Source organism: Mesorhizobium sp. M0040, assembly GCF_040323505.1.
Classification (GTDB): Bacteria; Pseudomonadota; Alphaproteobacteria; order Rhizobiales; family Rhizobiaceae; genus Mesorhizobium.
The window spans coordinates 73,431-97,915 of record NZ_JAMYVA010000002.1; the positions used below are offsets into that span (position 1 = coordinate 73,431).

A 24,485-nucleotide genomic window follows, 5' to 3' on the forward strand; every position below is an offset into this window, starting at 1 on the left:
AGATGATCGAATCGGGCAAAGCGTCGGAAGCTCTGAGGCGTCCCTACGCTCGGATCCTGCGGGCCGCCGAGGTACGCGCTCTGCAGGATGGGCATGCGTTTCTCGATGAAGCAAGGCGTGATGCGCAGCAGTTGCGCGACGCCGCTCGGCGAGCCTATGCGGCCGAATATGCGCAGGGCTATGACGACGGCAAGACGCAAGGCGATGCCGAGGCCACGCGGCTAGTCAGCGAGACGGCGGTCAAGGTGGATCGCTATTTTGGTGGGCTGGAATCCGAAGTCGTTGGCCTTGCCATCGATATCGCCAGGCGAATTCTGGGAGAATTCGACGTCGGCGCGCTTGTCGCCAAAGCCGCAAGACAGGCGGTGACTGAAATCCGCCGCGCCAAGTACCTGAAAGTCCGAGTTCATTCCGCGTCCATCGAAAGGGTTCGTGATGAGCTGGACGCAGTCTTGCGCGAGAGTGATCTGGCGATGACGGTTGAGATCGACGCGGATGACGCGCTGGCTCCGGACGCCTGCATCGTTTCGACCGACTTTGCCGTCGTCGACGCGAGCATCGACGCGCAGCTCAAAGCCATAGCTGCCGCGATTGCGCCGAAGACGGAGGTCCGATGACCGCGCCCGCCGCTGATATCGAAAGCCGTCTGGCCTCCATCATTCCGAATTTGCGTTCGGGCCTGCGCGACGATACCGGCCGGCCCAGGAAGGGGCGTGTACGGCGTGTCGCCGGCACCGTCATTCATGCGACTGTGGAGGAGGCCCGTATCGGCGAGATATGCGAACTCGTCGACCCTAGGACCGGAAGGGTGACCAAGGCGGAAGTCGTCGGCCTCATGGACGAAATGGCGATCCTTGTTCCGCTGGGCGATTTGGCCGGTCTTTCAAACCTGACTGAGGTCGTGGCGACCGGAAAAGACCAGCAGGTGCCCGTCGGCCCCAGCCTTCTTGGTCGCGTGATCAGCGCGCTTGGCGAGCCATTGGACGGCAAGCCGCTTTCGCCGGACGGCATCACCGGCAGCTATCCGGTCAATGCCTATCCGCCATCTCCGCTGGAGCGCGGCTTGATTTCCCAGCCGATCCAACTCGGAATACGCGCGCTCGATGCGCTGCTCACCTGCGCGCGCGGCCAGCGCGTCGGAATCTTTGGCGAACCGGGCGTGGGAAAGTCGATCCTGCTTTCCGATATCGTCAGCGGCACCGATGCCGATGTCGCGGTGGTCGCCCTTGTTGGAGAGCGCGGACGTGAGGTACGCGAATTCCTCGAACAACAGCTCGGGCCCGAGGGCAGGGCGAGGGCCATTGTCGTTGTTGCGACCTCCGACCGTCCCGCCATTGAGCGTGTCAAGGCTGCCTATGTGGCGACCAGCATTGCCGAATATTTTCGCGACCAGGGCAAACATGTGTTGCTTGCAATGGACAACCTAACCCGGTTTGCCCGTGCGCACCGAGAGATTGGCCTGGCCGCGGGCGAGCCGCCGACGCGTCGCGGCTTTCCGTCTTCGCTGTTTGCGGTCTTGCCCCGTCTGCTCGAGCGGTCAGGCACGGGTCGCGTCGGATCCATCACCAGCCTCTACAGCGTTCTTCTTGAAGGCGACGGTACGCTGGACCCTGTCGCCGAGGAAGTTCAGGCCCTCCTTGATGGCCACGTCTTCTTGTCGAGCGAGCTTGCGCAGCGCAACCATTTCCCGGCCATTGATGTCCTGCGCAGCCGAAGCCGCCTCATGGATGCGGTTGTGGCGCCGGAACATCGGTCCGACGCCGGCCACCTGCGTGAACTGCTTGCCCGCTACGCTGACATCGAGCTTCTCCTGCGCGTCGGTGAATACGAAAAAGGCAGCGATCCCGTGGCGGACGAGGCAGTGGCGAAGATCGATGTCATCAACGCCTTTCTGCGTCAGGCGTCCGCCACTCATGAGAGCCTGGAGAGGACACGCCAACTCATGCGGGAGATCGTCGGTGAAAGATCGTGAGATGATCACTCGATTACGCGAGCTCAGACGCCGCCGTGAGGACCGTGCAAGGGAAGAGGTGATCAAACGGCACGCCGCTTTGGACCGGGCCGCGAGGGAGGGTCGGCAGGCGGCCAGTGCGGTCACGGAGCACCTGCAGCGCACGGTCGATGCCGAAGATGCAGCGTTCGGCTCGCTTATTGGGCATCGGATAAAAGCTGCCAGCCTTCACCAGCTACAGGGCCGGTTTGAAATCGCCGCCAGAAAAACCGAGCAATTGCGTGAAAACGAGAAGATGGCCGGCGTCGCCGAGCAGCAACGGCAAGCGGAACTGTCGGCAGCTCGCAATGATCATCGTGAGGCCATGAAAGCTCTGACGAAGCTGGACGGGGTATTGGAGCATCTGATCAACCGCACCGCACGACGTTGCCTGGCGCTTGCCGAGCTTTCCGAGGAGGAAGAGCGCGGTCCAACGCGCCTGCCCACATAGCCCATTTTGTGATCGTGAATATGGATGTGATGCCCCAAGCCTTTGCGTCGGGAAAAACGAGAGCGCAGGTAAAGTCGGCAAAACGCAAGGCCTCACGGTCGAGCGTTGGCGAGCGGCTGGTGCTGAACTCTGTTGCGTCTGTCGACGTTGAGGCATTGAACGCCTTCTACCGCCGGCGCGCGCACGCGGAAATCACGATCGCGGGCAGGACGGTGCCGATTGCCGCCGTCTGGCCGGCGCCGAACCCTGCGGACCAGCGGTGGTACACCATTGCGTTCTCCGTCGGAGACACGATGGGCAAATTGCGCCTGCCGCTTTCCGTGGTCGAAAGAGGCTTCGCCAGGGCAGACGAACTGGTCGACATGAAGCGGCTGGCCCCCGCCCACGCCGCACTGCTGCTGGAATCCGCGTTTGAAGAGGATCTCGAATGGATTGAGGCCAAGCTGGGCGACAGTATCGCGCTCACCCCGGTCACACAAACAGAAGCAGTTTCGGTTTCGGGCGAGACCCCGTTGGCTTTTGTCCTGACCGACAGCCAGGAGACGATTGACTGCGTCTTGAACACGAGTGACGTCAGCCTGGCGGTTCGGATCGGCCGTCTTTTTGACGAGATCGCCAAGGCCAGACCGCCGATCCCGGCCGAATTTCCTTTGCCGATCTGCCTTCGGCGTGGCGCACTCAAAGTAACCCTTGGCGAGCTGAAAAGCCTCCAGGCTGGCGACGTGGTGCTTTTCAGGAATGAGGCGGAAGAACGCAACGCGGCACTCATCATTGCCGAGCACCTTTATGCATCGGTCGCCCTGACTACCGCCGGGCCGCAATTGCTTGCCGCGCCGACCCTCGTCGCCGGATCCAATTGGGAGTGGACCATGAATCAGAACTCGCCGCCGTCCGTTGGCCAGACCTTGGAAGAGTCAACTCTGGACGAGTTGCCGGTTGTACTCGTTTTCGAAATCGGCCGCACGGCAATGCCTCTCGGAGAGGTGAGGCAGCTTGCGCCCGGCGCCATCGTTCCGCTCGCCGATGTAACGGAGGCGATTGTCGACATCATCGCCAGCGGTAAACGAGTTGGCAGTGGCGAGATCGTGCGGATTGGGGGAAGCCTGGGCGTGCGGATCCTTCGTATGTTCGATAATGCTTGAGAATTCGCCCAATCTCCTTGGTATTCTGATCGCCGTCGGCTTCGTCGGGTTGCTGCCTCTGGCGGTGGTCACGATGACGGGGTTCCTGAAGATTTCGGTCGTGCTGTTTCTCATCCGCAATGCACTCGGCGTCCAGCAGATGCCACCCAATCTGGTGCTGTACGGCATAGCGCTTGTGCTCACCGTCTATGTCACGACACCGTTGCTGAGCGAGATGTCTGGCCGACTTCAGGAAGGGCAAGTTCAGTTCCAGACGACCGATGACCTCGCCAGGGCAGCGCAACTGGTCAGGGAACCACTGCAGCGACACCTTATGAAATTCACTCAGCCGCAGGAGCGGCAGTTTTTTCTCGATGGAACGAGCCGCCTTTGGCCGGAACAGGCGCGGCAGAACCTGAAGGACGACGATCTCTCGATCCTTGTTCCGGCCTTTGTTGCGTCCGAGCTTACCCGAGCCTTCGAGATCGGTTTCCTGCTTTACCTTCCTTTCCTCATCATCGACATCGTTGTCGCCAATATCCTGATGACGCTCGGCATGATCATGGTCTCGCCGGTCCTTATTTCGATTCCCCTGAAACTGTTCCTTTTCGTCGCCATAGATGGCTGGTCGCGCCTGATGCATGGCCTGATCCTGAGTTACGGCTGACGACATGGCGGGTACGCATGAACAATGACTTCATCCTGGCGAAGGTCCAAAGCGCGCTTTTGACGGTGCTGTTCGCGTCCAGCCCAGCGATCATTGCGGCACTGGCGGTCGGCATCCTCGTCGGCCTTGCCCAGGCGCTGACACAGATTCAGGACCAGTCGCTGCCGCAGACGATCAAGCTTGTCGTGATCCTGCTGGTCATCATCGTCTTAGGTCCTGTGCTTGGCCAGCAGATCGCGCAGCAGGCATCGACGGCTCTGGACGAATTCCCCGTCGTCACACGTTGAGGCACGCAGGTGCCGGTCGAACCACTCTTCGCATCTGTCAAAGACCTTCAGGTCTATCTCCTGGCAGGCGCTTTCGCGCTCGCACGCGTGGGTGGTTTCATGCTTCTGATGCCGCTGTTTTCGCGTGTGCCGCTATCAGGGCTTCTGCGCAATGGCGTGGCATTGGCGCTGGCAGTTCCAATCTTTCCAATGGTCGTGAGCAAGCTGACGAACAGCGACATCACGACCACGATGATCGCAGCCTACATTCTCAAGGAGGTTGTGGTCGGTGTAACGCTCGGGCTGTGTATGGGGATACCGTTCTGGGCAGCAGAGGCTGCCGGTGACATCCTCGACCTGCAGCGGGGCTCTACGATGGGGACGCTGATCGACCCTATGATGACGCACGAGACGAGTGCTACCGGCACCTTGCTCGCGGTCATCATGGTCACAATCTACCTGGCTGCCGGCGGCCTGCAGCTTTCCCTGACCAGTCTCTACGAGAGCTACGGCCTGTGGCCGATCGACAGTCTTCTGCCTGTATTCAGCAAGGATGCTGCGGGAATATTCCTGCGTCTGCTGAATCGCATCATGGCGATGGCGCTGACCCTCGTTTTCCCACTCATCATCAGCATGCTCCTGTCCGACATTGTGCTGGCTTTCCTGGCGCGGGCCTCTCCGCACCTGAATGTTTTTGCACTGTCGCTGGTCGTGAAGACGCTGGTGTTCAGTCTCGTCTTTGTACTCTATGCGGCTTTCCTGCTCTTCTACATGAACCGCGATCTTGGTTTCCTGCATGAGGCAAGCCGACAGATAGAAGCGATCGGCTGCCGCGAGTGTCAATGAGAATAAATATGAGCAAAAGCTAATAAAAAGCGCCATCCTTCGCCGGCCAATAAATACGATTTATCAATGAGGAAAGATTCTGATGATTTGACAAGCGGCAGACCCGCCGATGATCTTACGCGCTCTCGACGTGTCGTTGAAACGCGCATCCGTTGGAAGCCATGGCTCGCCCGATCACTTTACCGATCTACGAGGATTTGCGAATGGTCGATGCGGGCAGATTGCGCAGACTCGTCAGGATGGGTGCCTATGAAGGGCATACAGGAGGGCTTGCGCGCGGCAAGCTCCAGGCCAACGTCGTGATTGTACCGCGCAGCTTTGCCGCCGATTTCTATCAGTTTTGTGTCCGCAATCCGAAACCCTGCCCTTTGGTCGGTGTGAGCCGTGCGGGCAGCCCATTTCTGCCTGCGCTGGGCGACATCGATATCCGGACCGATGCACCACAGTACAGCATCTATCACTTCGGCGAGATGATCCGCCAGACCACAGACATCATCGACCTGTGGCGAGATGACTTTGCGGCCTTCGCGCTCGGCAGTTCGCTCACCGTCGAGGCCGCGCTTGTCGAACGAGGCGTGAAACTCCGGCGTATCGGCCGTGGAAAAACCGCCCCCAAGTTCCGCACCAAGATCGAGACGTCCCAAGTCGGACCGTTCGGTGGCGAAATGGTCGTCTCCATGCGTCCGATACGGCATAGCGAAATCGACAAGGTTCGCGTGCTCACCGCGCGCTTTCCGCATGCGCACGGGTCTCCCATCCATGTCGGAGAGCCCACGACGGTCGGCATCCGAAATTTGATGGCTCCCGACTGGGGTGATGCCGTCGAAGTCTTGGACGGGGAGATCCCTGTATTCTGGGCGAGCAGCCTGACCGCCCAAGACGCTCTTGCTCGTGCCGAACTCGCGATCTCCATCACAGTCTCGCCGGGCCATATGCTGATCACCGACGTGGATGCACGAGCGCTGTCTTGGCCTAATTTCGAACTTGGCGCGAGCTTGCAATGATCGTGCTCAAGTCGGAGCTTGCCTGATCCAACGGCTCCGAATCACTTCGACTGCAGGGCGGACGCGAGGATAGGCACCCTTTGCCGCCGTTCGGTTTTCTGAGAGCATGACTCGGGTACGCGCAATCCGGGAGCCGATATTCCATGCCGACAAGAACCGATGCCAGTGAAGCGCGCCGATGGTTTGCCGAAGACCTGCGTGTCGCGTCACCGGTCTTACACAACCCTGCGGTCATCGAGGCCTTCGCAAAGGTTCCGCGCGAACACTACCTTAACAACGGGCCATGGCGCATCCATTCGAGATTACATCATTGCGTCCGAAATTTCCCCGATCCGCGCGCGCGGATCGCAACCGCGGTCCTGGCGGGCTGCAGCCAGGCTTTCTCTTGGCTTCGAGAATGCTTGGCTGATGACCGACACATGCTGGATTCGAAAGCCTGGCGATCGATATCAATCTCGCGTGTCGCCGTCGTAGGGTGTGGCACGCATTGAAGGGCGTTCCACGAAGGATCTATACCATTGTGCCAGTCGTGGCCTTCCCTGCAGGAAGTCGGGCACTCCGCGGAATTCCAGCCAGCTTAGACAAGTGGCTAGCGCGATGTGGCCGGGGAGATAGTGATGCAGCACCTCGCCAAGGTTTCGCTTGTCGAACGTCTGGCCACAAACGGGCAGAACTCGAAAAACCCTGCTTCGTCGTTGGCCGGCGACCCGTGGCGCTTGGCCCCGGTGCCGGGTGCGGGGCTGCCGGCTACGAGCGAATTATAGCCCGTTTCATGCGTCATTAGTAATTCAATAAAATGATAGTGTTCCGTTCCTCTAGCTCGTCTAGCCGGACCGGGCGCGTTCATTGGCCGTATGATGCGGACTCTGGTGGACAATCTGCCCTAAGGGGGAGGGATGGACACTCGAGGTCAAGTTCGACTTCGTGATCGATGACGCCGATATTCGCATTCTCACTCGCCGCGTTGTCGATTGGACGACGAAGTAGCGACACCTTTCGGGGCCGCCAAGAGACTCAACGTGCAAAGCGCTATCATCGATGGCGAGATCATCGTGCTCAACCAGGCTGGCGCTTATGGCGCCTAACTACTGATATCGCTAAAAGAAAACCACACTCATCGAACTGCCAATTCAAGCTTCGTTGCTGCGGCCGAGTAAAGTGAGCCCATCAACCTACGAATCTAGTGTCAGGAGTTCTAAAGTAAGGTAGACGACGTCCGAACACGCCTCCGAGTCCGGATGATCGTACCGCCGGCGTCCTTGAAGATGGCTTTATAGACGACCGCATCATCTAGATATAGATGTCAGGGAAGCGTCCGCTGCGTGTGCCGTTGGGCGACGGGTGTAGCCGAGCTCGAGCTTGCGTTTGTGGCCTTCGTGCGCCAGCCGAGGCCTACATCCTTCACACTCGAGGGCGATTATAGCGATGGTTCTGGACCTCGCATCCGTCGCGACCTCGCCCGACTGAAGATACTCATTAGGAGGTCAATGTTGTCGGGCGACCCGTACTAAAAATCTAGAAATCAAATAATTAGAAGATCTGGTAGCAGGAGCGCGCTGCCGCCTTTGCCATACTCACCGGAGTACCAGTTCCGGCTTCGCTGCTGCGGTTGAACGAACGGAGCCTATCCCGGATCTTCGCGTGCCGATTTTTTACTAGCTTCCCGCCAACGACAACCCACGGGCGCGCTCGCATAGCAGGGCGAGCAATTCGCTGCGCCGCGTTTCCGGCGTGTCGACGGGCAACACGAAACAAAGCGTCTTGTTGATGGCCCCGTTGCCGTCGCGGATGGGCGCGGCCATGCACCAGGTGAAGCGGTCGGCCAGTGCGGCGGTCTCGCTGAAACCTTGCTGGCGCGCCAGAGCGACATCGCCGAAGAACTCGGCTGGTGCAATGACGCGGCCGTCGGGAAGCTTGTAGTCGCCAGGCGCAATGAAGTCCCGTATTTCCTGCTCGCTCATGTGGCCGAGCAGCAACCTTCCGGACGCCGTCCACGGGATCGGAACCTCGACTCCCACATCGCTTGAAATCCGGAACGGGCCAGGAGAGTCCCGGCAATCAAGCACGACGTATTTGTTCCCGCGCAGGCCACACAGTTGGACGGTCTCGCCCGTCTCCGCGCCTAGTCTGTCCAGGGTTTCGATGATGCGCCGGTAATGGGCATTATGATGTGAGTAGGCCCAGCCGAACAGATGCATCGCCTTTCCGAAATAGACATAGCCTTCCGTTCCGACGTTCTCGAGCATTTCGGCTTCCAGCAGGCTGTTGACGATTTCATAAGTGGTTGAACGCGGCGCGCCGATCATCTTGGCGATGTCGCCGACGCGCATCGGCGCACGGTGCCGCAGAAGGGCCTCGAGTAGCATGATGACGCGGTCGATCCCGCGGCGGCGCTCGCCATTGCGCGGCTCTGCGCCGGCTTCCGTTTCAATTAGACCAGTGACGCCATCGCTCATGTAGGCCGCACCCGCGCAAAAATCATTTCGGCCCTCGTCTCAAGACGCTTGAAAGATGTCAAGGCTCAGTCTAGCATCCATTTGTCCGATATACAGGCCTAACGTCTGAAATATCGGACAATAACGAGCCAGGCGCAGAAAGTCCTGACGAGAAAACAGGCGGTTTCCGAGATGCGGCAACCGGCGGGTTTTCTCGTCCCGACCCCGCACGCCCAGGCCATAACCTCAGAAGGGAACAATCATGACGAAATCATCGTTTTTCGCATCCGCCAGTGCCCTTTGCCTCGGCCTTCTCCTCAGCCTCGGCGCCGGTTCGCAAGCCAACGCCGCCGCTAAATGCATCAAGGGCGATCGCAAAGCACCATATACGATCGGCTGGGCCAATATCTATTCAGTGCCGACCTGGATGAAGCAGACACAGGGCACGATAGAAGCCGAAGTCGAGACTTTGAAAAAGCAAGGCTTGGTGGACAAGCTCGTCGTGACCGATGCCCAGGGCGACGCCAACGTCCAGATTCAGCAGATCCAGTCGATGATCGATTCCGATGTCGATGCCATCATCTTGATCGCTGGTTCGTCGACCGCGCCGGCGCGTGTGCTGGCGGACGCCTGCGCCAAGGGCATCGCCATCATCAACTTCGACAGCCTCGTCGATACCGACCAGGTGACCGCCAAGGTCAACACCGATTCCTCACAGTGGGGCGACCAGGCGGCCAAGTTCCTGATCGACGCCATCGGTGGCAAGGGCAAGATCCTCATCCTCAATGGCCCAGCCGGCGTTTCGGTCAGCGACGACCGGCGCAAAGGCGCCGATGCCGAGCTTAAGGCCCATCCCGATGTGAAGGTGCTTGCCGAGACGAACACGCCTTACAATGTCGCGCCCGCCCAAGAGGCCGTGACCAGCCTACTTTTCGCCAACCCCGAAATCGACGGCATCCTGTCGCTGGGCGGCGCGTTGTCGGCGGGCGCCGTGCTCGCGCTCGACAAGCAGGGCCGCGACCAGGTGCCGATCACCGGCGAGAATGCGCGCCAGTTTCTCGAACTGTGGAAGGAAAAGGGCCTGAAGAGCTGGGCGACGATGCAGCCGAACTGGCTCGGCGCCTTCGCCACCTACACCGCCGTCCAGGCACTGGAGGGCGAGGATGTGCCGGCTTTCGTCAAGATCCCGTTGCCGGTGATCGACAATTCCAACATCGACGAATACCTCGCCCGGGCGAAGGATTTCCCGGCTGACGGTTATATCTATTCGCCGTACGATGAGAATCTATTTAAGAAGCTGCTGGCCCAGAAATAAGGCTGAAGGGTTGTAGCATTGACAACCACGGCTCCGCTTCTCGCCGCGCGGGGGGTGTCGAAGTCCTTCTTCGGCAACCCCGTTCTGCGCAACGTTTCCATCGCTCTCCAGCCGGGCCGCGTGCATGCGTTGCTGGGCGAGAACGGCGCAGGTAAGTCGACACTGATCAACCTTTTGTCCGGCGCCTTGCGCCCGGACGGCGGGGCGATCGAGGTCGATGGGCGCCCGGTCTCGCGCATGACCCCCGCTAATGCGCGACAGGCCGGGATCGCTGTTGTCCAGCAGGAACTGAGCCTGACGGCCAGCTTGTCCATTGCCGAAAACATCGGGCTCGGTGCCTATCCCAAACGGTTCGGCTTGATCGACTACAGCGAGCTTGCCGTCCGGGCCAAAGCCGCATGCGATCTTGTCGGGCTTTACGAACCGCTGTCTACGCCGGTGGGGCACCTGTCCCTCGGCCGCCGGCAGATGGTGGAGATCGCCAAGGCGCTTTACCGCCGGCCGCGCGTGCTCATTCTCGACGAACCCACCTCATCGCTATCGGCAACTGAGACAAAAATCCTCACCGACCTGCTGGAGAGGCTTCGGGGCGAGGGCATCGCTATTCTCTACATTTCACACCGACTGAACGAGGTGATGACGCTGTGCCAGCATGTCACCGTGCTCAAGGACGGGACCTGCACGGCGGACTGCTCGCTGGAAGGAACCGATGCCGCCGGGCTGGTACGGCTGATGGTCGGCCGCGACCCCGGCGATCTCTTTCCACGATGGCGGCCTTCGCCATCGCCGGCCGACGCCATCTCGGTGCGTAAATTTTCGGCCGGCCTGATGCGCGACGTCGATCTCGACATCAGGACGGGCGAGGTGCTTGGCATTGGCGGCCTGGTCGGGCAGGGGCAGGAAGATCTGCTGCTTGGCCTCTACGGCGCGATCCCCGCCAGGACGGTATCCGCGACGGTTAACGGTGTTTCGGGTTTGCCCCGCGGCGTGCCGAACGCCAATGCGCTCGGCCTCGCTTATGTCCCAGCTGACCGCAAGCGCGAAGGCCTGCACCTGATCCATCCCATCATCACCAATATGATGCTGCCCGCCTTCGCAAGGCTGCCGGCGCTGAAGCTGCGCAGCCGGCGTGCCGAGCGCGATATGGCAAGGGGTCTCGCCGCCCAGCTTGCCATCAAGGGCGACCTCGACCGCCCGGCGCAGGCACTCTCAGGTGGCAACCAGCAGAAGGTCGCGCTGGCGAAATGGATGCCACACGAGCCGCTTGTGCTTCTCCTCAACGACCCGACGCGCGGCGTCGATGTCGAGACCAAGCGTGAGATCTACATGATGCTTCGCAAACTCGCCGCCGCCGGCAAGGCGATCGTGCTGCTCAGTTCCGACACACCCGAACTGGTGCACCTTTGCGACCGCGTCGGCGTGGTCCGCGAAGGCCGCATCGTGGCCATGCTCGAGCGCGAGGCACTGAGCGAGGAAGCCATCGTTTCCGCCGCAATGGGCGCCGAACAGCAGAAAGTTGCGGCATGAGCGCGGTTGCATCCTCAAGCCAAGCCGGCGCGCTCTACTGGCCGGTTCAGCTGCGCCGCAATGTCGGCGTGCGCAGCCTGTTCGCTGTGGTCCTGGCGTTCGTCATTGCCTACGGTTCCCTGTTTCCCGGCCTCTTGACAGCGTCCGGTTTCGCCAAATTCACCCAGAGCTGGTTTCCGCTGGCGCTGGTCGCCATGGCCCAGGCGATCCTCATGCTCACCGGCGGCATAAGCCTGGCCATCGGCGCCATGGTCAGCCTGGGCGCGGTGATCGCTGCGACGACGATGACTGGGCCGCTGGGCGTAGCCGGCAGTGCCGCAGCGGTGGCGCTGACCGGTCTCGGCATCGGTGCCGCGATCGGGTTCATCGTCGTGAAACTTCGGTTGCCGGCAATCGTGGTGACGCTCGCTGGCTCCTTCATTATCGGCGGCGCTGCGCTGCTCATCCTGCCGAGGCCGGGCGGCGCCATACCCGAGTGGCTGTCGGACCTGCTTGCCGGCAACACGCCGGCGGCATTCGTGCTGCTGGTACTCATCGTGCTTTTGTGGAAACTCTATCTCGCCACGCCGCTTGGTTTGAGCATCTATGCTGCAGGCGAAAATCCCGTCGGCGCCTACCGCTCCAGCGTGCCGGTCGACGGTGCCCGGATCGCCGCCTACGCGATTAGCGGCCTGCTTTGCACAGGCGCCGGCCTGTTCATCGCCGCGCAAACGGGTTCGGGCGATCCAGTCATCGGCACGGCGTTCACGCTGAATTCCATTGCCGCCGCAGTGCTCGGCGGCATCGGTTTCCTGGGCGGCCAGGGTACCATGCGCGGCGCTCTTGCGGGCAGCCTGCTGCTCAGCCTGATGATCAGTGTCATGTTCTTCCTCGGCTTCACGCCGGTCGCCCAATATGTCGCCCAGGGCCTCATCATCATCGGGGCGGTCGCCATCCCGCAATTCCGCAAGGTGCAGCAATGACAGCACGGAAAGACAGCGTGAGCGGCAGGCGCGCACTGACGATTCTGCGCAGCCGGCCCTTCCTTACGATCGCTATAGTTGCGGCGGTATGGATCGCGGCGAGCTTCGCTTCACGTGGCTTCGGCGCTTATGGGCATTTGCGCTATTTGGTTGAATTGGGCGCGGTGATCGGCTTGGTCGCGGCGGGCCAAACTTTCGTGGTGATTGCCGGCGGCATCGACCTTTCCGTCGCGGCGATCGTCACGGTTAGCGCTGTCAGCCTGCCGCTGCTTTCGTGGCAGGCGGATCCGACAGGGCTCACCGCCGTTCTTGCAGTTCTCACGTTGACGAGCGCAATCGGTCTGGTGAACGGGCTGGGCGTGGCGCTGTTGCGCGTTCATCCAATGATCATGACACTGGCGATGGCGACATTCCTGCAAGGTCTGCTGATCATCATCGCCGGCGGCAGTGCCGTGACCGCCGAGAACCCGCTGGTCCGCTGGCTCGGCAATGCGCGGCCGGTCGGTATTCCGGCAGGCGTGCTTTTGTGGATGGTCATTTCAGTGATCGTTCTGACCACGATGCATGCGACATCGCTCGGCGCCCGGATATTCGCGATGGGCGCCAATCCGCTCGCCGCGGCGCTGTCCGGGGTTCCCGTCGCCGCGACCACGCTGGCGGTCTACGGCATCAGCGGCTTCTGTGCGGGACTTGCCGGTGTGTTGGTCCTCGGCATGAACGGACAAGGCTATGTCGGTATCGGCGATCCTTATCTGCTCGCCTCGATTGCCGCCGTGGTGCTTGGCGGCACCTCGATCCTCGGCGGGCTCGGCACCTATGCCGGCACCATTCCGGGCGCCATCCTGCTGGTCACCATCACCGCGCTCATCACCGTGGTCAACGCATCGCCCGGCTGGCGCAGCATCCTGTTCGGGTCGCTGATCCTGGGGCTGCTGCTTCTCTCAGGCAGAGAGCAGGCCCGCCGATGACATATCGTCCAGCCGATAAATGCGCCGTGCATTGCCGTAGAACAGTGCCGTCTGCTCGTCCGCGGAAAGCTCTCCTGCAATGGCCTTGAAGCTGTCATACACCGCATCGAACGATGCATGCAGGCCGGCGACCGGAAAGTCGCTGCCGAACATCGCGCGCCGCGTACCGAAACAGTCGATGCAATGCATGACAACCGACCTTAGGCTGTCGAGCGTCCAATCATGATCGTAGGCGACCAGATCCGATATCTTGATGGCGACGTTCTCGCGCTCCGACAAAAGCCGCAGCCCTTCGCGCCACACCCGCATCCCGTCCGCATCGCGATCGATCGGGCTGCCGCAATGGTTGAGAACAAAGAGCTGGTTCGGAAAGGCCGCTGCGAGGCGCGCCGCGCCGGTGAGCTGGCGCGGAAACACCATCAGGTCGAAAACCAGCCGGCGACGCCCAAGCAGGGACAGGCCGGCACGCCAGGCCGGATCGTCCATGATGCCGTCGCGGGCGGCAAAACGACGGGCGGGATCCGGATCCCAGCTCAGTATGTCGCGTACGCCGACGACACGGTCGAATGCCGCCTGCGCCTGGACCAGCGCCGGCGCTTGGCGGTTCGCCAGAGGTACGTGAACGACGTAACGGGCGGCCACGCCGCGCGACTTGTCGAGGGTTTCAAGCCACCGCGTTTCACCGACGCAGTCATCCCCGGCCCAACCGGCTTCAACATGGACGGTGGCGACGACACTGTGCTGGCCGGCGTCGCGCAAATAATCTTCAGGAAGGTAGTTTCGCCGCAAGGGGCCAAGCTCGCCCAGACCGCCGCGTTCGCCAGCCGTGGGCGTGAGCCAGGGATGGCGGCCGAGGCCGAGATCCCAAAGGTGATGGTGGGCATCGATGATCGGTCCGCAGTAACGCTTTGGCACGTATCTCTCTCATGGTGTGGCCGGCATCGGAAATCGATCCGGACTTCATCCTGCGAAAGCGAAAGGACTAGCATCGGATGACCGAAAACTCACCCGTACTGTCGCTCGCGACCCGTGAAAATTTCCTGCTCGACGATCGTATCCGCGGCGTGCCGCCTGGCACCCTCGGGCTGGACAGCAGCTTTGTCGCATCTGAGCGCTGGCATCCAGCGCATGGACGTATGTCGTTGCCGGTGTTGACCCTCGACGAGGAAGCCTTCATCGCCAATCGTGACCTGTTCCTGGGGTATGCGCGAGAACAGGGCGCCGTGATCGCCCCGCATGCCAAGACCCCGATGGCGCCTGACCTTGCCCGGTCGCTGATCGAGGCCGGAGCATGGGGCACGACCGTCGCCGACATAAGGCAGGCCACAGTGATGCTCAGAGCCGGGCTCTCTCGGCTGATCATCGCCAATGAGGTCGGCGGACCAGGTGGTGCGAACCGACTTGCTGTCCTTGTCGGCGCCTGGCCAAGCGCCGAGTTCTACGTTTTTGCCGACTCTTTCGACGCAGTGAATGCGCTTGCTGAAGCTTGGCGCGCCAATGCGACGCTGCCGCCATTGCGCGTGCTCGTCGAACTTGGTGTGGGGAGGGCAGGCGCCCGGACCACCGGCGAAGCCGAGGCGATCGCCGACGCGGTTGTAGCAGCCGGAGGGCGGCTGCTGATCGCCGGCGTCGCAGCCTACGAAGGTGCCGCGGCGCAAGCCGATCCTGGCCGCACCGATGAGGCGATATCCGCCCTGTTGGCAATGACAGCCGATATGTTCCTGCGGCTCCGCGCCCGCGTCGGCGGCGACACCGCGCTGATCGTCACCGCCGGCGGCTCGGTGTACTTCGACAAGGTGGTCGCAGCGCTTTCGCCCCTCGTCTCCAGGGACGGCAATGCCACGTTGGTGCTGCGCAGCGGCGCCATTTTCTTTCACGACCATGGCGTCTACGACAGGTCGCTCGGCGCACTCGATGCCCGCGACGGTTTTGCGATCGGCGGCGTCAGTGCTTCCGCACGAAATTCCTTCCATCCGGCTTTGCGCCTGTGGGCCGAGGTACTGTCGCGGCCGGAGCCCGGCCTTGCTATCTGCGGTATGGGCATGCGCGACGTGTCGTTCGACCAGGGCTTTCCGAAGGTCGTGACCATCTTTCGTGCCGGCAAGCAGCTGCCGAAAGCGCGTGCCGAGGTCTTCAAGCTCAACGACCAGCACGCCTTCCTGACAATTGCGTCGGGCGACGATATTGCCGTTGGTGACGTCGTTGAATTCGGCATCTCGCACCCCTGCACCTGCCTCGATCGCTATCGCGTGATCTTCGGCGCCGACGCGGCCGGGTATGTCCGCCACGCCTTTCCTACCTATTTCGGCTGACCAGATATCGCGGCCACTTCCAAAAAAAGAGAACCTCGAAAGGATCTGATATGATCAAGTACTTCCAGTCCGGCTCCCGCATGTCCCAGGCGGTCGTCTATGGCGGCCTCGTGCACATCGCAGGCCAGGTGGCAGACGACCGCAAGGCCGGCATCGAGGGTCAGACGAGCGACGTGCTCTCCAAGGTCGAGGCGCTCCTCGTCGAGGCCGGCAGCAGCAAGTCGAGGCTAGTGGCGATCAACATCTTCCTGCCGCAGATCGCCGACTTCGATGCCATGAACAGCATCTACGATGCCTGGGTGGATCCTGCGCGCCTGCCGGCGCGCGCCTGTGTCGAGGCGCGTCTCGCCGATCCCGACCTCCGCATAGAGGTCACTGCGATCGCAGCTGTCTGAGCCGCCGCCATGCACACCGGCCTCAGCCATACGCTCGACTTCGACCGGGACGGCAAGACACTCGGCCATCTCAGCATTCCGTTTTCGATCGACCGTTCGCCCTATTTCCAGGTCAAGGTCCCGATCTGCCTTGTCCGCAACGGCGAGGGCCCGTCGGTGCTTCTGATGGCCGGCAATCACGGCGACGAATATGAAGGCGAGCTGTCGCTGGCAAAGCTGGTGCGCCGGCTCGATCCCAAGCGGATCAAGGGTCGCGTCACCATCCTGCCGATGGCGAACGTGCCGGCGGTGATCGCCGCAAAGCGCTGCTCGCCACTCGACGGCGGCAATCTCAACCGCGCCTTTCCGGGCGACCCGTCAGGCACGCCAACAAGCCGGCTTGCCAATTTCCTGGAGATGGAACTGTTTCCCCGCCACGACGTCATCTTCGACATTCATTCTGGCGGCACCTCGATGGAGCATCTGCCGACCGCGCTTGTCGAGCACAATACCGATCCCGACCGGCACCGGCGCGGTGTAGAGCTAATGCGGACGCTCAGCATGCCATATGGGTTCGTGGCCGACAACGGCCAGGCCTCACCGACCTCCATGGGTGCGGCGCGCCGGGCCGGCGCCATCGGCGTCAGCGGAGAGTTCGGCGGCGGTGGCACTGTCACGGTCGATACGATGGAGATTACCGCCCGCGCACTCGACGCCCTGATGGCCGCCTTGGGAGTGGTTGAGGCGCCGGTTCTTGCACCGGCAACCGGGCCTTCGGCGCCGACGCGGCTCCTTTCGTTGTCTCGGCACAGTCAGGGCCTTTATGCCACAAGCTGTGGTTGGTTCGAGCCGGCAGTCAGGCTGGGCGACAGCGTGACTTCAGGCCAACTGGCGGGCTGGTACCACGACCTCGAACGGCTCGACCTCGCCGAGCAAGCCCTGCACTTTGTCGAAAGCGGCATTGTGCTTTCGCGGCGGCTGCACACGATGTGCGAGGCGGGAGACTGCCTCATGCAGGTCGCCGAGCCGGTCGACTGATAAGAAGCCCTCCCGACCTTACGCCCATATCGGGATCAAGACTGAGGATAACCGGATGCAACTGTCCATGTGGACCTATCCTTGGGATGTCCAGGATCTGGGCTTGGAGACGGTCGAGCGCGATCTTGTCGAGCGTGCCGGGCTCAACATGATCAGTCTGGCGACTTCCTATCACGCTGGCCGGTTCCTGCAGCCGCGCAGCCCGCGCCGGAAAGCCTATTTTCCGGAAGACGGAACCATCTATTTTAAGCCAGATGCGGCACACTGGGCCGACCTTGCCATCCAGCCCAAGGTGGCGGACGTGATCATGGAAGGCGGCGATGTGCTTGGCGACCTTGTCCGCCGGCGCGAGGTGGGCGGGCTCGGCGTTTCGTGCTGGACGGTCTGCTTGCACAACACCCGGCTCGGCATGCTTCATCCGCAGGCCGTAACCCGCAACGCCTTCGGCGATGCCAACTACTACAATCTCTGCCCATCACATCCGGAAGCGCGCGCTTATGTCCGCGCGCTGATCGCCGATATCTCGCACAGCTACAGGCCGGACCGGATCGAGCTTGAAAGCCCGTCCTTCATGGGCTTCGCCCACGAATACCATCATGAGAAAGATGGTGTCGGGCTGACGCCGGAAGACGATTTTCTGTTCTCGATCTGTTTCTGTCCGTCCTGCCTTGCGCGCGCGGCCGAGGCCGGCGTTGACGGCGAAGTAGCGCGCAAGCTCGTCGGGCAATGGATCGTCGAGACCTGCGAGCGCGCCGTGCCCGAACGACGCTTTCCAGACTTTCCGAGGAGCGGCCCCGACACTTTTTTGCCATGGCCGGAACTCCATGGCTACCTGCTGTGGCGGTTCGAACCGGTGACCAGCCTGGTCGCCGAACTGCGCGATGTGGCCAATCCGGCGACCCGCGTTGTAATCATCGATTTGAAAGACGGTTGGCTTGGCGGCTGCGATCTCGCGGCGCTCGGCAAGGTCTGTGACGGGGCGATCCTGTGTGCCTACGACATGCAGCCCGGCGATGTCGCCAGCCTGATGGCGGCCGGACGCGCAGCCCTTGGCGTGGAAAAGTTCCTCGGCGCCGGCTACCGGCTGTTCTATCCGGAAATGGCAAGCCCCGACATCCTCACCGCCAAGGTGAAAGCTGCGACGGCGCCGGATGTCGACGGCATCAATTTTTACAATTATGGCCTTGTCCCTGCCGCACGACTCGATTGGGTGAGTGCCGCAACATCCGTTTGAAAAACCGATCCGTTGCCGCAGTCTGCTAGGACTGACCTCACTTTGCCTTGGAGCTTTATGAGCATGCCGACTATTCGCTTCGGTCACATTGGCCGGCGGCGGCCGGACAAGCTGAAAGCATGGCCATGACGGTCCATGCGGATCGAAGATCATACGCCCGACCATATTTGCTGCTTATACGCTTCCGAGTATACAGAGTTTGATACGGAAAAGCGTATATTGAAATTTATCTGCGCGAGCGTATAATTCCATGGCCAGAGAGGTACGCTGTGGACCAAATCGCCCGAACACCCAAGCAGATTGGAGATGCCGTCCGCCGGCAGCGTCGCAAGCTCCGCCTGAACCAGACCAATGTCGGGGACCAAACGATGCTGCGTCAGGCGACCATCTCGGCCGTCGAGAGTGGCGCGCCTGGGACCCAGCTCGGAACGCTTTGCGACATTCTCGCAGCGCTCGACCTCGAATTCGTCGTCCGCCCTCGGACCAAGGCAAAGCCGGCCGAGATCGAGGACATCTTCTGATGGCTCGTCCGCGGCGGCACATCCCGCTAAATGTCTTCTTGAACAGCCGTCTCGTCGGGCGGCTGAATAGACAATCCAGCGGCGCGATCGATTTTCAGTACGATCCGTCTTGGCTTGCTTGGGAGCACGCGCTGCCCGTCTCGCTATCACTGCCTCTGCGTGAAGATCGTTATATCGGTGCGCCCGTCATCGCCGTCTTCGACAATCTCCTGCCCGACAACGTCCCCATTCGCCGCCGTATGGCGGAGCGTGTTCATGCTCAAGGAATAGACGCCTACGACCTGCTTGCCGCTGTCGGACGCGATTGTGTCGGCGCATTGCAATTCCTGCCGGATGGTGTCGAGCCAGGCCCCGCCGGTATTGTCAACGGCAAACCCGTTGACGATACCGAGATTGCTCATCTTCTCCGCAATCTGGCATCGGCTCCCCTTGGGCTTGGCGAGGACGAGGACTTCCGGATCTCGATCGCTGGCGCTCAGGAAAAGACTGCGCTCTTGTTCTGGAAAGGACGTTGGTACAAGCCGCTGGCGACGACTGCCACGACGCACATCCTCAAACCACAGATTGGACGGTTGCCAAATGGCATCGACCTTTCCTTCAGTGTCGAGAACGAATTTTTCTGCCTCAAGCTGACAAGCGCCCTAGGACTCCCGAGCGCCGTCGTCGCAATCGAGGAGTTCGAAGGCAATCGCGTGCTCGCGGTCGAGCGGTTCGATCGCCGATGGACCAGTGACAATCGTCTCCTGCGTTTGCCCCAGGAAGACTGCTGCCAGGCCCTTTCTGTGCCGCCGTCACTGAAATACGAATCCGACGGCGGGCCTGGCGTTCCGGCTATCCTCAATTTGATGAAGGGAAGCGACCAACCGGAGGTAGACCAAGCTGCGGTTTTAAAAGCCGTGGTTGCCTTTTGGCTTCTCGGCGCCACAGATGGGCACGCCAAGAATTTTAGCGTCTTTCTTTCTCCCGGCGGCCGGTTCCGCATAACGCCGCTCTATGATGTGATTTCAGCGCAGCCCAGCCTTGATGCGGGACAGATCAAGCGCAACAAAATGAAACTGGCGATGGCTATTGGTGACACACGCCACTACCTCGTCGACAGCGTCATGCCACGCCATTTTATCCAGACCGCCGCCAAAGCAGGGATCGGTCCGAAACCCGTCAAGGCGATCTTTGATGAGCTGCGCCAACAGGCGCTAGCGGCGGTCGAACTGGTTTCTGCATCGCTCCCAAAGGATTTTCCTGCGGAAGTCGCTGATGCCATCGGCAATGGGGTCAGGGCTCGTGTACGCAGACTGGAAGAGGCGTGATGCTGAAAGTCGAGACGCAACCAGACTGATGTCGCCATTGCGACAACGTTCAAATGGTCTTCTTCAGCAGCAGCAGCATGGCCACGGCCGCCGCTGCGTCGTCCAGCATGATGCCGAACCCACCCCTTACCTTCTCATGCGCGATAGGATGGGCCAAGGTTTGACCACGTCAAAAAACCGGAAAGCAAGGAACCTGCCGATTACCAGAGCGGCTCGAGCGGCAGCATGGAAAGTGCGACGCGGCGCTACCCGATCCTAGCCAGTGCCTTTCCGGGATAGGATCAACTCACGGATTTGCCAGCCTGTAACTTTCTGACCAGGCCGATCAACTGATCCAGATCAGCGCGTGGAAGCGCAAGTATCTCGGGCGGGGGCTTGTGATATTCCCTCATCAATTCCTTGATGGTTGCAGCACCTTTGGGTGTGAGCTTGACAAGCTTCACACGGCGATCGCCTGGTGACGGAATCCGTTCGGCGAGCCCCGCCTGCTCCAACCGGTCGACCAGCCAGGTCGCCGTCGATGGATCGCACTGCCATTGAGCAGCCAATGCGCCGATCGGCTTGCCCGCGTCTTTGTCGAGGGTGAAGAGGGCGCGCGAGTCGTTGGGCGTCAGGCCCAATTTCCGCTGGATCTCCAACCGGTCCGGCGCGGACCGGATCAGGAAATCAAACATCAGGCGCCATGCCTCGGTGGCGTGCTGCAAGCGATCTTGGCTCGGTCTCATTCCACGCTCCTTCGAGTCTTGACACATACTTGGACCAATCATATGATTTGATCAATCAAAATGTTTTTGTGGTCAAAGCAATGAGAGGAGATCCGAGATGACCAATACCACGGTTCTCGTCGTCGGAGGCGGCCTGAACGGTCTGACGGCGGCCGCCCTATTGGCTCACAACGACATTGCGTGTGTCCTCGTCGAGCGTCATCCCGACACGTTAATCCAGTACAAGTTTGCCGGCATCTCCCCGCGCAGCATGGAGATTTTCCGAAGCCTCGGCCTCGAGGAGGAGATTCGTACAAATCGGACGGGGGACCAGCAGGCAGGCGCTATTGCGCGCGCCAGGAATCTCGCCGATCCGGAGATTCAATGGGGCGGACCGGCGTGGCCGGATGCAAGTGCCCTCAGCCCCACGCAACCGGCGACGTGTGATCAGCACGTCCTGGAACCGATTCTGCGCCGCTACGCCGAGCGGAACGGTGCAGACGTGCGTTTTAGCACGGAGCTGGTGACTTTCGATGAGGACGAGACCGTCGTCCGCGCGGAAATTCGCGATATCGCGACTTACGCAAAGGAGGTCATCTCGGCCGACTATCTGATCGTCGCGGACGGTGCGAACGGTTCCCTGCGAGAGAGGCTGGAGATCAGCCGCAGCGGGGCAGGCGGCCTTCAGCACTGGATGAATGTAGTCTTTGACATGGACATGCCTCCGACGATAGGCGGCAAGCGCTTCACGTCGTGCTTCGTGACGGACCTCAACGGGACCTTCACGCCCAGGGAGGGTGGACGATGGCTTCTGGCGCTCCAGTACTTTCCCGAAAAGGGCGAGAAACCACAGGATTTTGATGAATGCAAGTGCAGGGAACTGATCATACGAGGTGCGGGCCGGTCGGACATCACGACGAGGCTTGTCGATGCGCGCTCCTGGGAAGTGGCCGCCCTCACAGCGCGCCAATTCCGCCGAGGCCGCGCGTTTCTTGTGGGGGATGCCGCACATGTGATGCCCCCAACAGGCGCTTTCGGTGGCAATTCAGGTATCCACGACGCCCATAACCTTGCCTGGAAGCTTGCGATGGTAGCACGCGGGCATGCCGATCCCTCGTTGCTGGATAGCTATGACATGGAGCGCCGACCGGTCATCGAGGCTACGTTGGCGCAAGCGCTCGCCCGCCTACAGAAATGGTTCGACGATCCGTCGAAGCGGTTGCCTCCTCCTGTTGCGATCGTCGAGGATTACGACGTGGTATTTGGCCAACGCTACACTGCAGGCATCGTGGCTCGGGAATCCACACCGGACGATCACCCGTTCCAAAAATCCGCCGAGCTGTCGGGTCGCCCTGGCACGCGTTTACCGCATTTCGCGGTCGGGCGCGCCGGCCAGCGGATTTCGAGTCTCGATTTGTGCGATCGCGATCTTCTTCTCCTCTGCGCCGACGAAGCATGGTGTCAGGCCGCTGACGCCGTAAGCCAACGCCTCCGTATGCCGCTGACCTGCCACGCCTTGGGTGCCAATGAGGATCTGATTGACTTGGACCATCGGTGGCCTTCCGCGCTCGGGGTTGAAAGCGGCGGTGCTGTCTTGGTCAGGCCGGACGGCTTTGTCGCGTGGCGGTCATCGCACGGTGTGCCTGATCCCGTACAGGTGCTGATCGAAACACTTGACGGGTTTGGTTTCCGTACGCAGGCACACGAACACCATCGGTGAGCGGTGCGGATGCCTCCTGCGTTCTGGCACGCCGATGTCGTCGCCGGGAATGCGGGCGATGCCAGGGCGCAGGCGGCCAGCGCACGAAGGCCGGCCGCTACGACTTCCTTGCCGATCCCATCGCCGGGAATGGCCGCGATCCTATAGCTTCGCATTGGTCCAGTCCTCCTCTTGTGGCGCTAAACTCGCATGGACCATCGTGCTGGCCTTTGGCAGTGGGGCCGAATGCCCCCGTTACCGCAAATGGTCAATCAAACCGTTCAGCAGGAGCAGCAACGCCCCAGTGACGACAGCCGCGGCCGCGTCGTCCAGCATAATGCCGGCCCCACCCCTTACCTTGTCATGCATGATACGGATGGGCCAAGGCTTGACGACGTCGAAAAACCGGAAAGCAAGGAAGCCTGCTGCCCACCAGAGTGGGTCGATCGGAAGCATGGAAAGTGTTGCGGCGGCGCCGAAGGTCTCATCGATGACGACGATCTGCGGATCCTCCGTCCCGGTACGGGAGATAACATGCGATGACGCCCATACGCCAACGGCGAACAGGGCCGCATAGGTAAGCACGGTCAGCCAAGGCGATGCAGGTATCAGAGCTGCGGCAACAGCCACTCCAACCATTGCGCCGGCCGTGCCCGGCCATATTGGAGATAATCCCGCGCCGACAGAGGTCGCGAGCAGGTAGGCGAACTTGGGTGGAAATTCATGCATCGATTCTCGGCCGGCTTCCCACGGATCGCAAGCAATCATAGTCACATCGTTCGGGTGCTGCCGCCAGACTGCCGTTCGATTTGCACAACCGTCACAAGGGCATCGCCCAAACCGTGAAAATGCTGTCGGGCAGCTGTCGCTGCGACCGGAAGTTCTGTTTCGCCGTCAGCTTGGCGAGCACCTTAATTCGCCGGCCGCATTCGCCAAACGAGATCGTTTTTGCGGCAAATTGAGAACGTTGCTGAGCCCGGTCTCGGCCCGCTTTGACCAATTGGAACGGTAGCGACGGTGGAACAAACCCGCAAATTGCTGGTAAAGCTCCGTCAACCGACATCATCAGAGGAGCCGCCATGATCGCCGGTCTCATGAAAAGTCGCATCGACCCACTATGGGAGCAGGCCGCCTCTCCGCTGATCGGGATCGGCATGACGCCGAACCAGGTTACGGCCAGCGGGCTGGTGCTCGTCGCTTTGTCCTCGGCGGCCTACGTCTATCACCATTCAAGCCTTGCCTTTGGCCTTTGCCTGGCGTTTGCCTTCAGCTTCGATGCGCTGGACGGTGCGGTCGCCCGCCGGACAAATATGAGCACCAAGGCCGGTGGCTATTTCGACGCCGTCGTCGACCGTTATCAAGAATTGGCCGTCTTTGCGGCTATCGGCTGGGTCGCCGATCTGTGGGCGATCGCAATGTTCGCATTTGCGGGCGGGATCCTCACCAGTTACGCCAAGGCGCGGACGGCGCTGGAAATCCCTGTGAAAAACGACGGTTGGCCGGATTTCTTCGAGCGGATGGAACGTCTGGTGTTCATTTGCGTGCTGCTCGCCACGGACGGAGTCGCGACCGCCATGGGCGCGGCTTCGCCCTGGATTCTGGCGGGCGGGTTCGCGCTGTACGCAGTGCTGGCCAACGCCACAGCCCTGCAACGGATCAGTCGCGCATTTGCGATGCTTAAACGAGCCGACGGCAAGCAGCCGTGAGACGGCAAGAACGCTCGCATTCAGCCTCATGTGAGGCT

At 61.3% G+C, this 24,485-nt stretch carries 25 protein-coding genes; 20 read left to right on the forward strand and 5 right to left on the reverse strand.

The features are described from left to right. Positions 1 to 2 precede the first annotated feature (2 nt). The 8 genes from sctL to NKJ91_RS02000 all read left to right on the forward strand — a co-directional run bounded on the left by sctL (position 3) and on the right by NKJ91_RS02000 (position 6,345). Positions 3 to 617: a type III secretion system stator protein SctL gene (gene sctL / locus NKJ91_RS01965; protein WP_352454242.1), complete on the forward strand. Its 615-nt coding sequence runs from the start codon at positions 3 to 5 to the stop codon at positions 615 to 617. Further along, a complete protein-coding gene (locus NKJ91_RS01970) occupies positions 614 to 1,972 on the forward strand; it encodes a FliI/YscN family ATPase (RefSeq protein ID WP_352454243.1) in 1,359 nt (452 codons plus the stop codon). Before sctL ends, NKJ91_RS01970 begins: the two co-directional genes overlap by 4 nt. Continuing rightward, positions 1,959 to 2,441, forward strand: a complete 483-nt coding sequence (locus NKJ91_RS01975; protein WP_352454244.1) for a hypothetical protein — start codon at positions 1,959 to 1,961, stop codon at positions 2,439 to 2,441. Before NKJ91_RS01970 ends, NKJ91_RS01975 begins: the two co-directional genes overlap by 14 nt. A gap of 20 nt (positions 2,442 to 2,461) precedes the next feature. Then, positions 2,462 to 3,583 carry a type III secretion system cytoplasmic ring protein SctQ gene (sctQ, locus tag NKJ91_RS01980; protein WP_352454245.1) on the forward strand — a complete coding sequence of 374 codons (1,122 nt, stop codon included), beginning with the start codon at positions 2,462 to 2,464 and terminating at the stop codon, positions 3,581 to 3,583. Beyond that, the gene (gene sctR, locus NKJ91_RS01985; protein ID WP_352454246.1) at positions 3,576 to 4,229 is read left to right on the forward strand and encodes a type III secretion system export apparatus subunit SctR; all 654 of its coding nucleotides are present in this window, start codon (positions 3,576 to 3,578) and stop codon (positions 4,227 to 4,229) included. The genes sctQ and sctR overlap by 8 nt, the downstream gene beginning before the upstream one ends. A 17-nt stretch (positions 4,230 to 4,246) precedes the next feature. Further along, on the forward strand, positions 4,247 to 4,516 hold the full coding sequence (locus tag NKJ91_RS01990) for an EscS/YscS/HrcS family type III secretion system export apparatus protein (protein ID WP_352454247.1): 270 nt from the start codon (positions 4,247 to 4,249) through the stop codon (positions 4,514 to 4,516). A gap of 9 nt (positions 4,517 to 4,525) precedes the next feature. After that, positions 4,526 to 5,341 carry a type III secretion system export apparatus subunit SctT gene (gene sctT / locus NKJ91_RS01995; protein WP_352454248.1) on the forward strand — a complete coding sequence of 272 codons (816 nt, stop codon included), beginning with the start codon at positions 4,526 to 4,528 and terminating at the stop codon, positions 5,339 to 5,341. 203 nt (positions 5,342 to 5,544) lie between these two features. After that, positions 5,545 to 6,345 carry a D-glutamate cyclase family protein gene (locus NKJ91_RS02000; protein ID WP_352454249.1) on the forward strand — a complete coding sequence of 267 codons (801 nt, stop codon included), beginning with the start codon at positions 5,545 to 5,547 and terminating at the stop codon, positions 6,343 to 6,345. 1,655 nt (positions 6,346 to 8,000) lie between these two features. Here NKJ91_RS02000 and NKJ91_RS02005 read toward each other — a convergent pair. Next, positions 8,001 to 8,801: an IclR family transcriptional regulator gene (locus NKJ91_RS02005; RefSeq protein WP_352454250.1), complete on the reverse strand. Its 801-nt coding sequence runs from the start codon at positions 8,799 to 8,801 to the stop codon at positions 8,001 to 8,003. Positions 8,802 to 9,042: 241 nt separating this feature from the next. On the opposite strand from NKJ91_RS02005, the gene NKJ91_RS02010 reads away from it, so the two are divergent. Genes NKJ91_RS02010 through NKJ91_RS02025 form a run of 4 tightly spaced genes read left to right on the forward strand, consistent with a single transcriptional unit; the run spans position 9,043 to position 13,552 of the window. Next, positions 9,043 to 10,095 (forward strand): ABC transporter substrate-binding protein, encoded by a 1,053-nt coding sequence (locus tag NKJ91_RS02010; protein ID WP_352454251.1) that lies wholly within the window; start codon positions 9,043 to 9,045, stop codon positions 10,093 to 10,095. A gap of 18 nt (positions 10,096 to 10,113) precedes the next feature. Beyond that, positions 10,114 to 11,622, forward strand: a complete 1,509-nt coding sequence (locus tag NKJ91_RS02015; protein ID WP_352454252.1) for a sugar ABC transporter ATP-binding protein — start codon at positions 10,114 to 10,116, stop codon at positions 11,620 to 11,622. Beyond that, positions 11,619 to 12,584 carry an ABC transporter permease gene (locus NKJ91_RS02020; RefSeq protein ID WP_352454253.1) on the forward strand — a complete coding sequence of 322 codons (966 nt, stop codon included), beginning with the start codon at positions 11,619 to 11,621 and terminating at the stop codon, positions 12,582 to 12,584. The genes NKJ91_RS02015 and NKJ91_RS02020 overlap by 4 nt, the downstream gene beginning before the upstream one ends. Beyond that, positions 12,581 to 13,552 carry an ABC transporter permease gene (locus NKJ91_RS02025; RefSeq protein WP_352454254.1) on the forward strand — a complete coding sequence of 324 codons (972 nt, stop codon included), beginning with the start codon at positions 12,581 to 12,583 and terminating at the stop codon, positions 13,550 to 13,552. Before NKJ91_RS02020 ends, NKJ91_RS02025 begins: the two co-directional genes overlap by 4 nt. Here NKJ91_RS02025 and NKJ91_RS02030 read toward each other — a convergent pair. Further along, positions 13,526 to 14,467 carry an amidohydrolase family protein gene (locus NKJ91_RS02030; RefSeq protein ID WP_352454255.1) on the reverse strand — a complete coding sequence of 314 codons (942 nt, stop codon included), beginning with the start codon at positions 14,465 to 14,467 and terminating at the stop codon, positions 13,526 to 13,528. The two genes, NKJ91_RS02025 and NKJ91_RS02030, sit on opposite strands and share 27 nt — an antisense overlap. A 77-nt stretch (positions 14,468 to 14,544) precedes the next feature. On the opposite strand from NKJ91_RS02030, the gene NKJ91_RS02035 reads away from it, so the two are divergent. The 6 genes from NKJ91_RS02035 (at position 14,545) to NKJ91_RS02060 (ending at position 20,338) form a co-directional block, all read left to right on the forward strand. Next, positions 14,545 to 15,864: an alanine racemase gene (locus tag NKJ91_RS02035; RefSeq protein WP_352454256.1), complete on the forward strand. Its 1,320-nt coding sequence runs from the start codon at positions 14,545 to 14,547 to the stop codon at positions 15,862 to 15,864. A 50-nt stretch (positions 15,865 to 15,914) separates the two neighbouring features. Next, positions 15,915 to 16,259 (forward strand): RidA family protein, encoded by a 345-nt coding sequence (locus NKJ91_RS02040; protein WP_352454257.1) that lies wholly within the window; start codon positions 15,915 to 15,917, stop codon positions 16,257 to 16,259. 9 nt (positions 16,260 to 16,268) lie between these two features. Next, positions 16,269 to 17,276 carry a succinylglutamate desuccinylase/aspartoacylase family protein gene (locus NKJ91_RS02045; RefSeq protein WP_352454258.1) on the forward strand — a complete coding sequence of 336 codons (1,008 nt, stop codon included), beginning with the start codon at positions 16,269 to 16,271 and terminating at the stop codon, positions 17,274 to 17,276. 55 nt (positions 17,277 to 17,331) lie between these two features. Beyond that, complete coding sequence (locus tag NKJ91_RS02050) at positions 17,332 to 18,510, forward strand: hypothetical protein (RefSeq protein WP_352454259.1); 1,179 nt, start codon at positions 17,332 to 17,334, stop codon at positions 18,508 to 18,510. A gap of 368 nt (positions 18,511 to 18,878) precedes the next feature. Continuing rightward, entirely contained in the window at positions 18,879 to 19,031 is a 153-nt protein-coding gene (locus NKJ91_RS33790) for a helix-turn-helix domain-containing protein (protein ID WP_502896956.1), read from the forward strand. Next, positions 19,031 to 20,338, forward strand: a complete 1,308-nt coding sequence (locus NKJ91_RS02060) for a type II toxin-antitoxin system HipA family toxin (RefSeq protein WP_352454261.1) — start codon at positions 19,031 to 19,033, stop codon at positions 20,336 to 20,338. The genes NKJ91_RS33790 and NKJ91_RS02060 overlap by 1 nt, the downstream gene beginning before the upstream one ends. A gap of 281 nt (positions 20,339 to 20,619) precedes the next feature. Here the strand turns inward: NKJ91_RS02060 and NKJ91_RS02065 are convergent, their stop codons facing one another. Further along, the gene (locus NKJ91_RS02065; RefSeq protein WP_352454262.1) at positions 20,620 to 21,063 is read right to left on the reverse strand and encodes a MarR family winged helix-turn-helix transcriptional regulator; all 444 of its coding nucleotides are present in this window, start codon (positions 21,061 to 21,063) and stop codon (positions 20,620 to 20,622) included. A 97-nt stretch (positions 21,064 to 21,160) separates the two neighbouring features. On the opposite strand from NKJ91_RS02065, the gene NKJ91_RS02070 reads away from it, so the two are divergent. Next, positions 21,161 to 22,762, forward strand: a complete 1,602-nt coding sequence (locus NKJ91_RS02070) for an FAD-dependent monooxygenase (RefSeq protein WP_352454263.1) — start codon at positions 21,161 to 21,163, stop codon at positions 22,760 to 22,762. Positions 22,763 to 22,996: 234 nt separating this feature from the next. On the opposite strand, the gene NKJ91_RS02075 is transcribed toward NKJ91_RS02070, so the two are convergent. Both NKJ91_RS02075 and NKJ91_RS02080 read right to left on the reverse strand, forming a co-directional pair. Next, positions 22,997 to 23,509, reverse strand: a complete 513-nt coding sequence (locus NKJ91_RS02075) for a phosphatidylglycerophosphatase A family protein (RefSeq protein ID WP_352454264.1) — start codon at positions 23,507 to 23,509, stop codon at positions 22,997 to 22,999. A gap of 52 nt (positions 23,510 to 23,561) precedes the next feature. Beyond that, positions 23,562 to 23,822: a hypothetical protein gene (locus NKJ91_RS02080; protein WP_352454265.1), complete on the reverse strand. Its 261-nt coding sequence runs from the start codon at positions 23,820 to 23,822 to the stop codon at positions 23,562 to 23,564. On the opposite strand from NKJ91_RS02080, the gene NKJ91_RS02085 reads away from it, so the two are divergent. Further along, on the forward strand, positions 23,821 to 24,447 hold the full coding sequence (locus tag NKJ91_RS02085) for a CDP-alcohol phosphatidyltransferase family protein (RefSeq protein WP_352454266.1): 627 nt from the start codon (positions 23,821 to 23,823) through the stop codon (positions 24,445 to 24,447). The two genes, NKJ91_RS02080 and NKJ91_RS02085, sit on opposite strands and share 2 nt — an antisense overlap. Positions 24,448 to 24,485 lie beyond the last annotated feature (38 nt).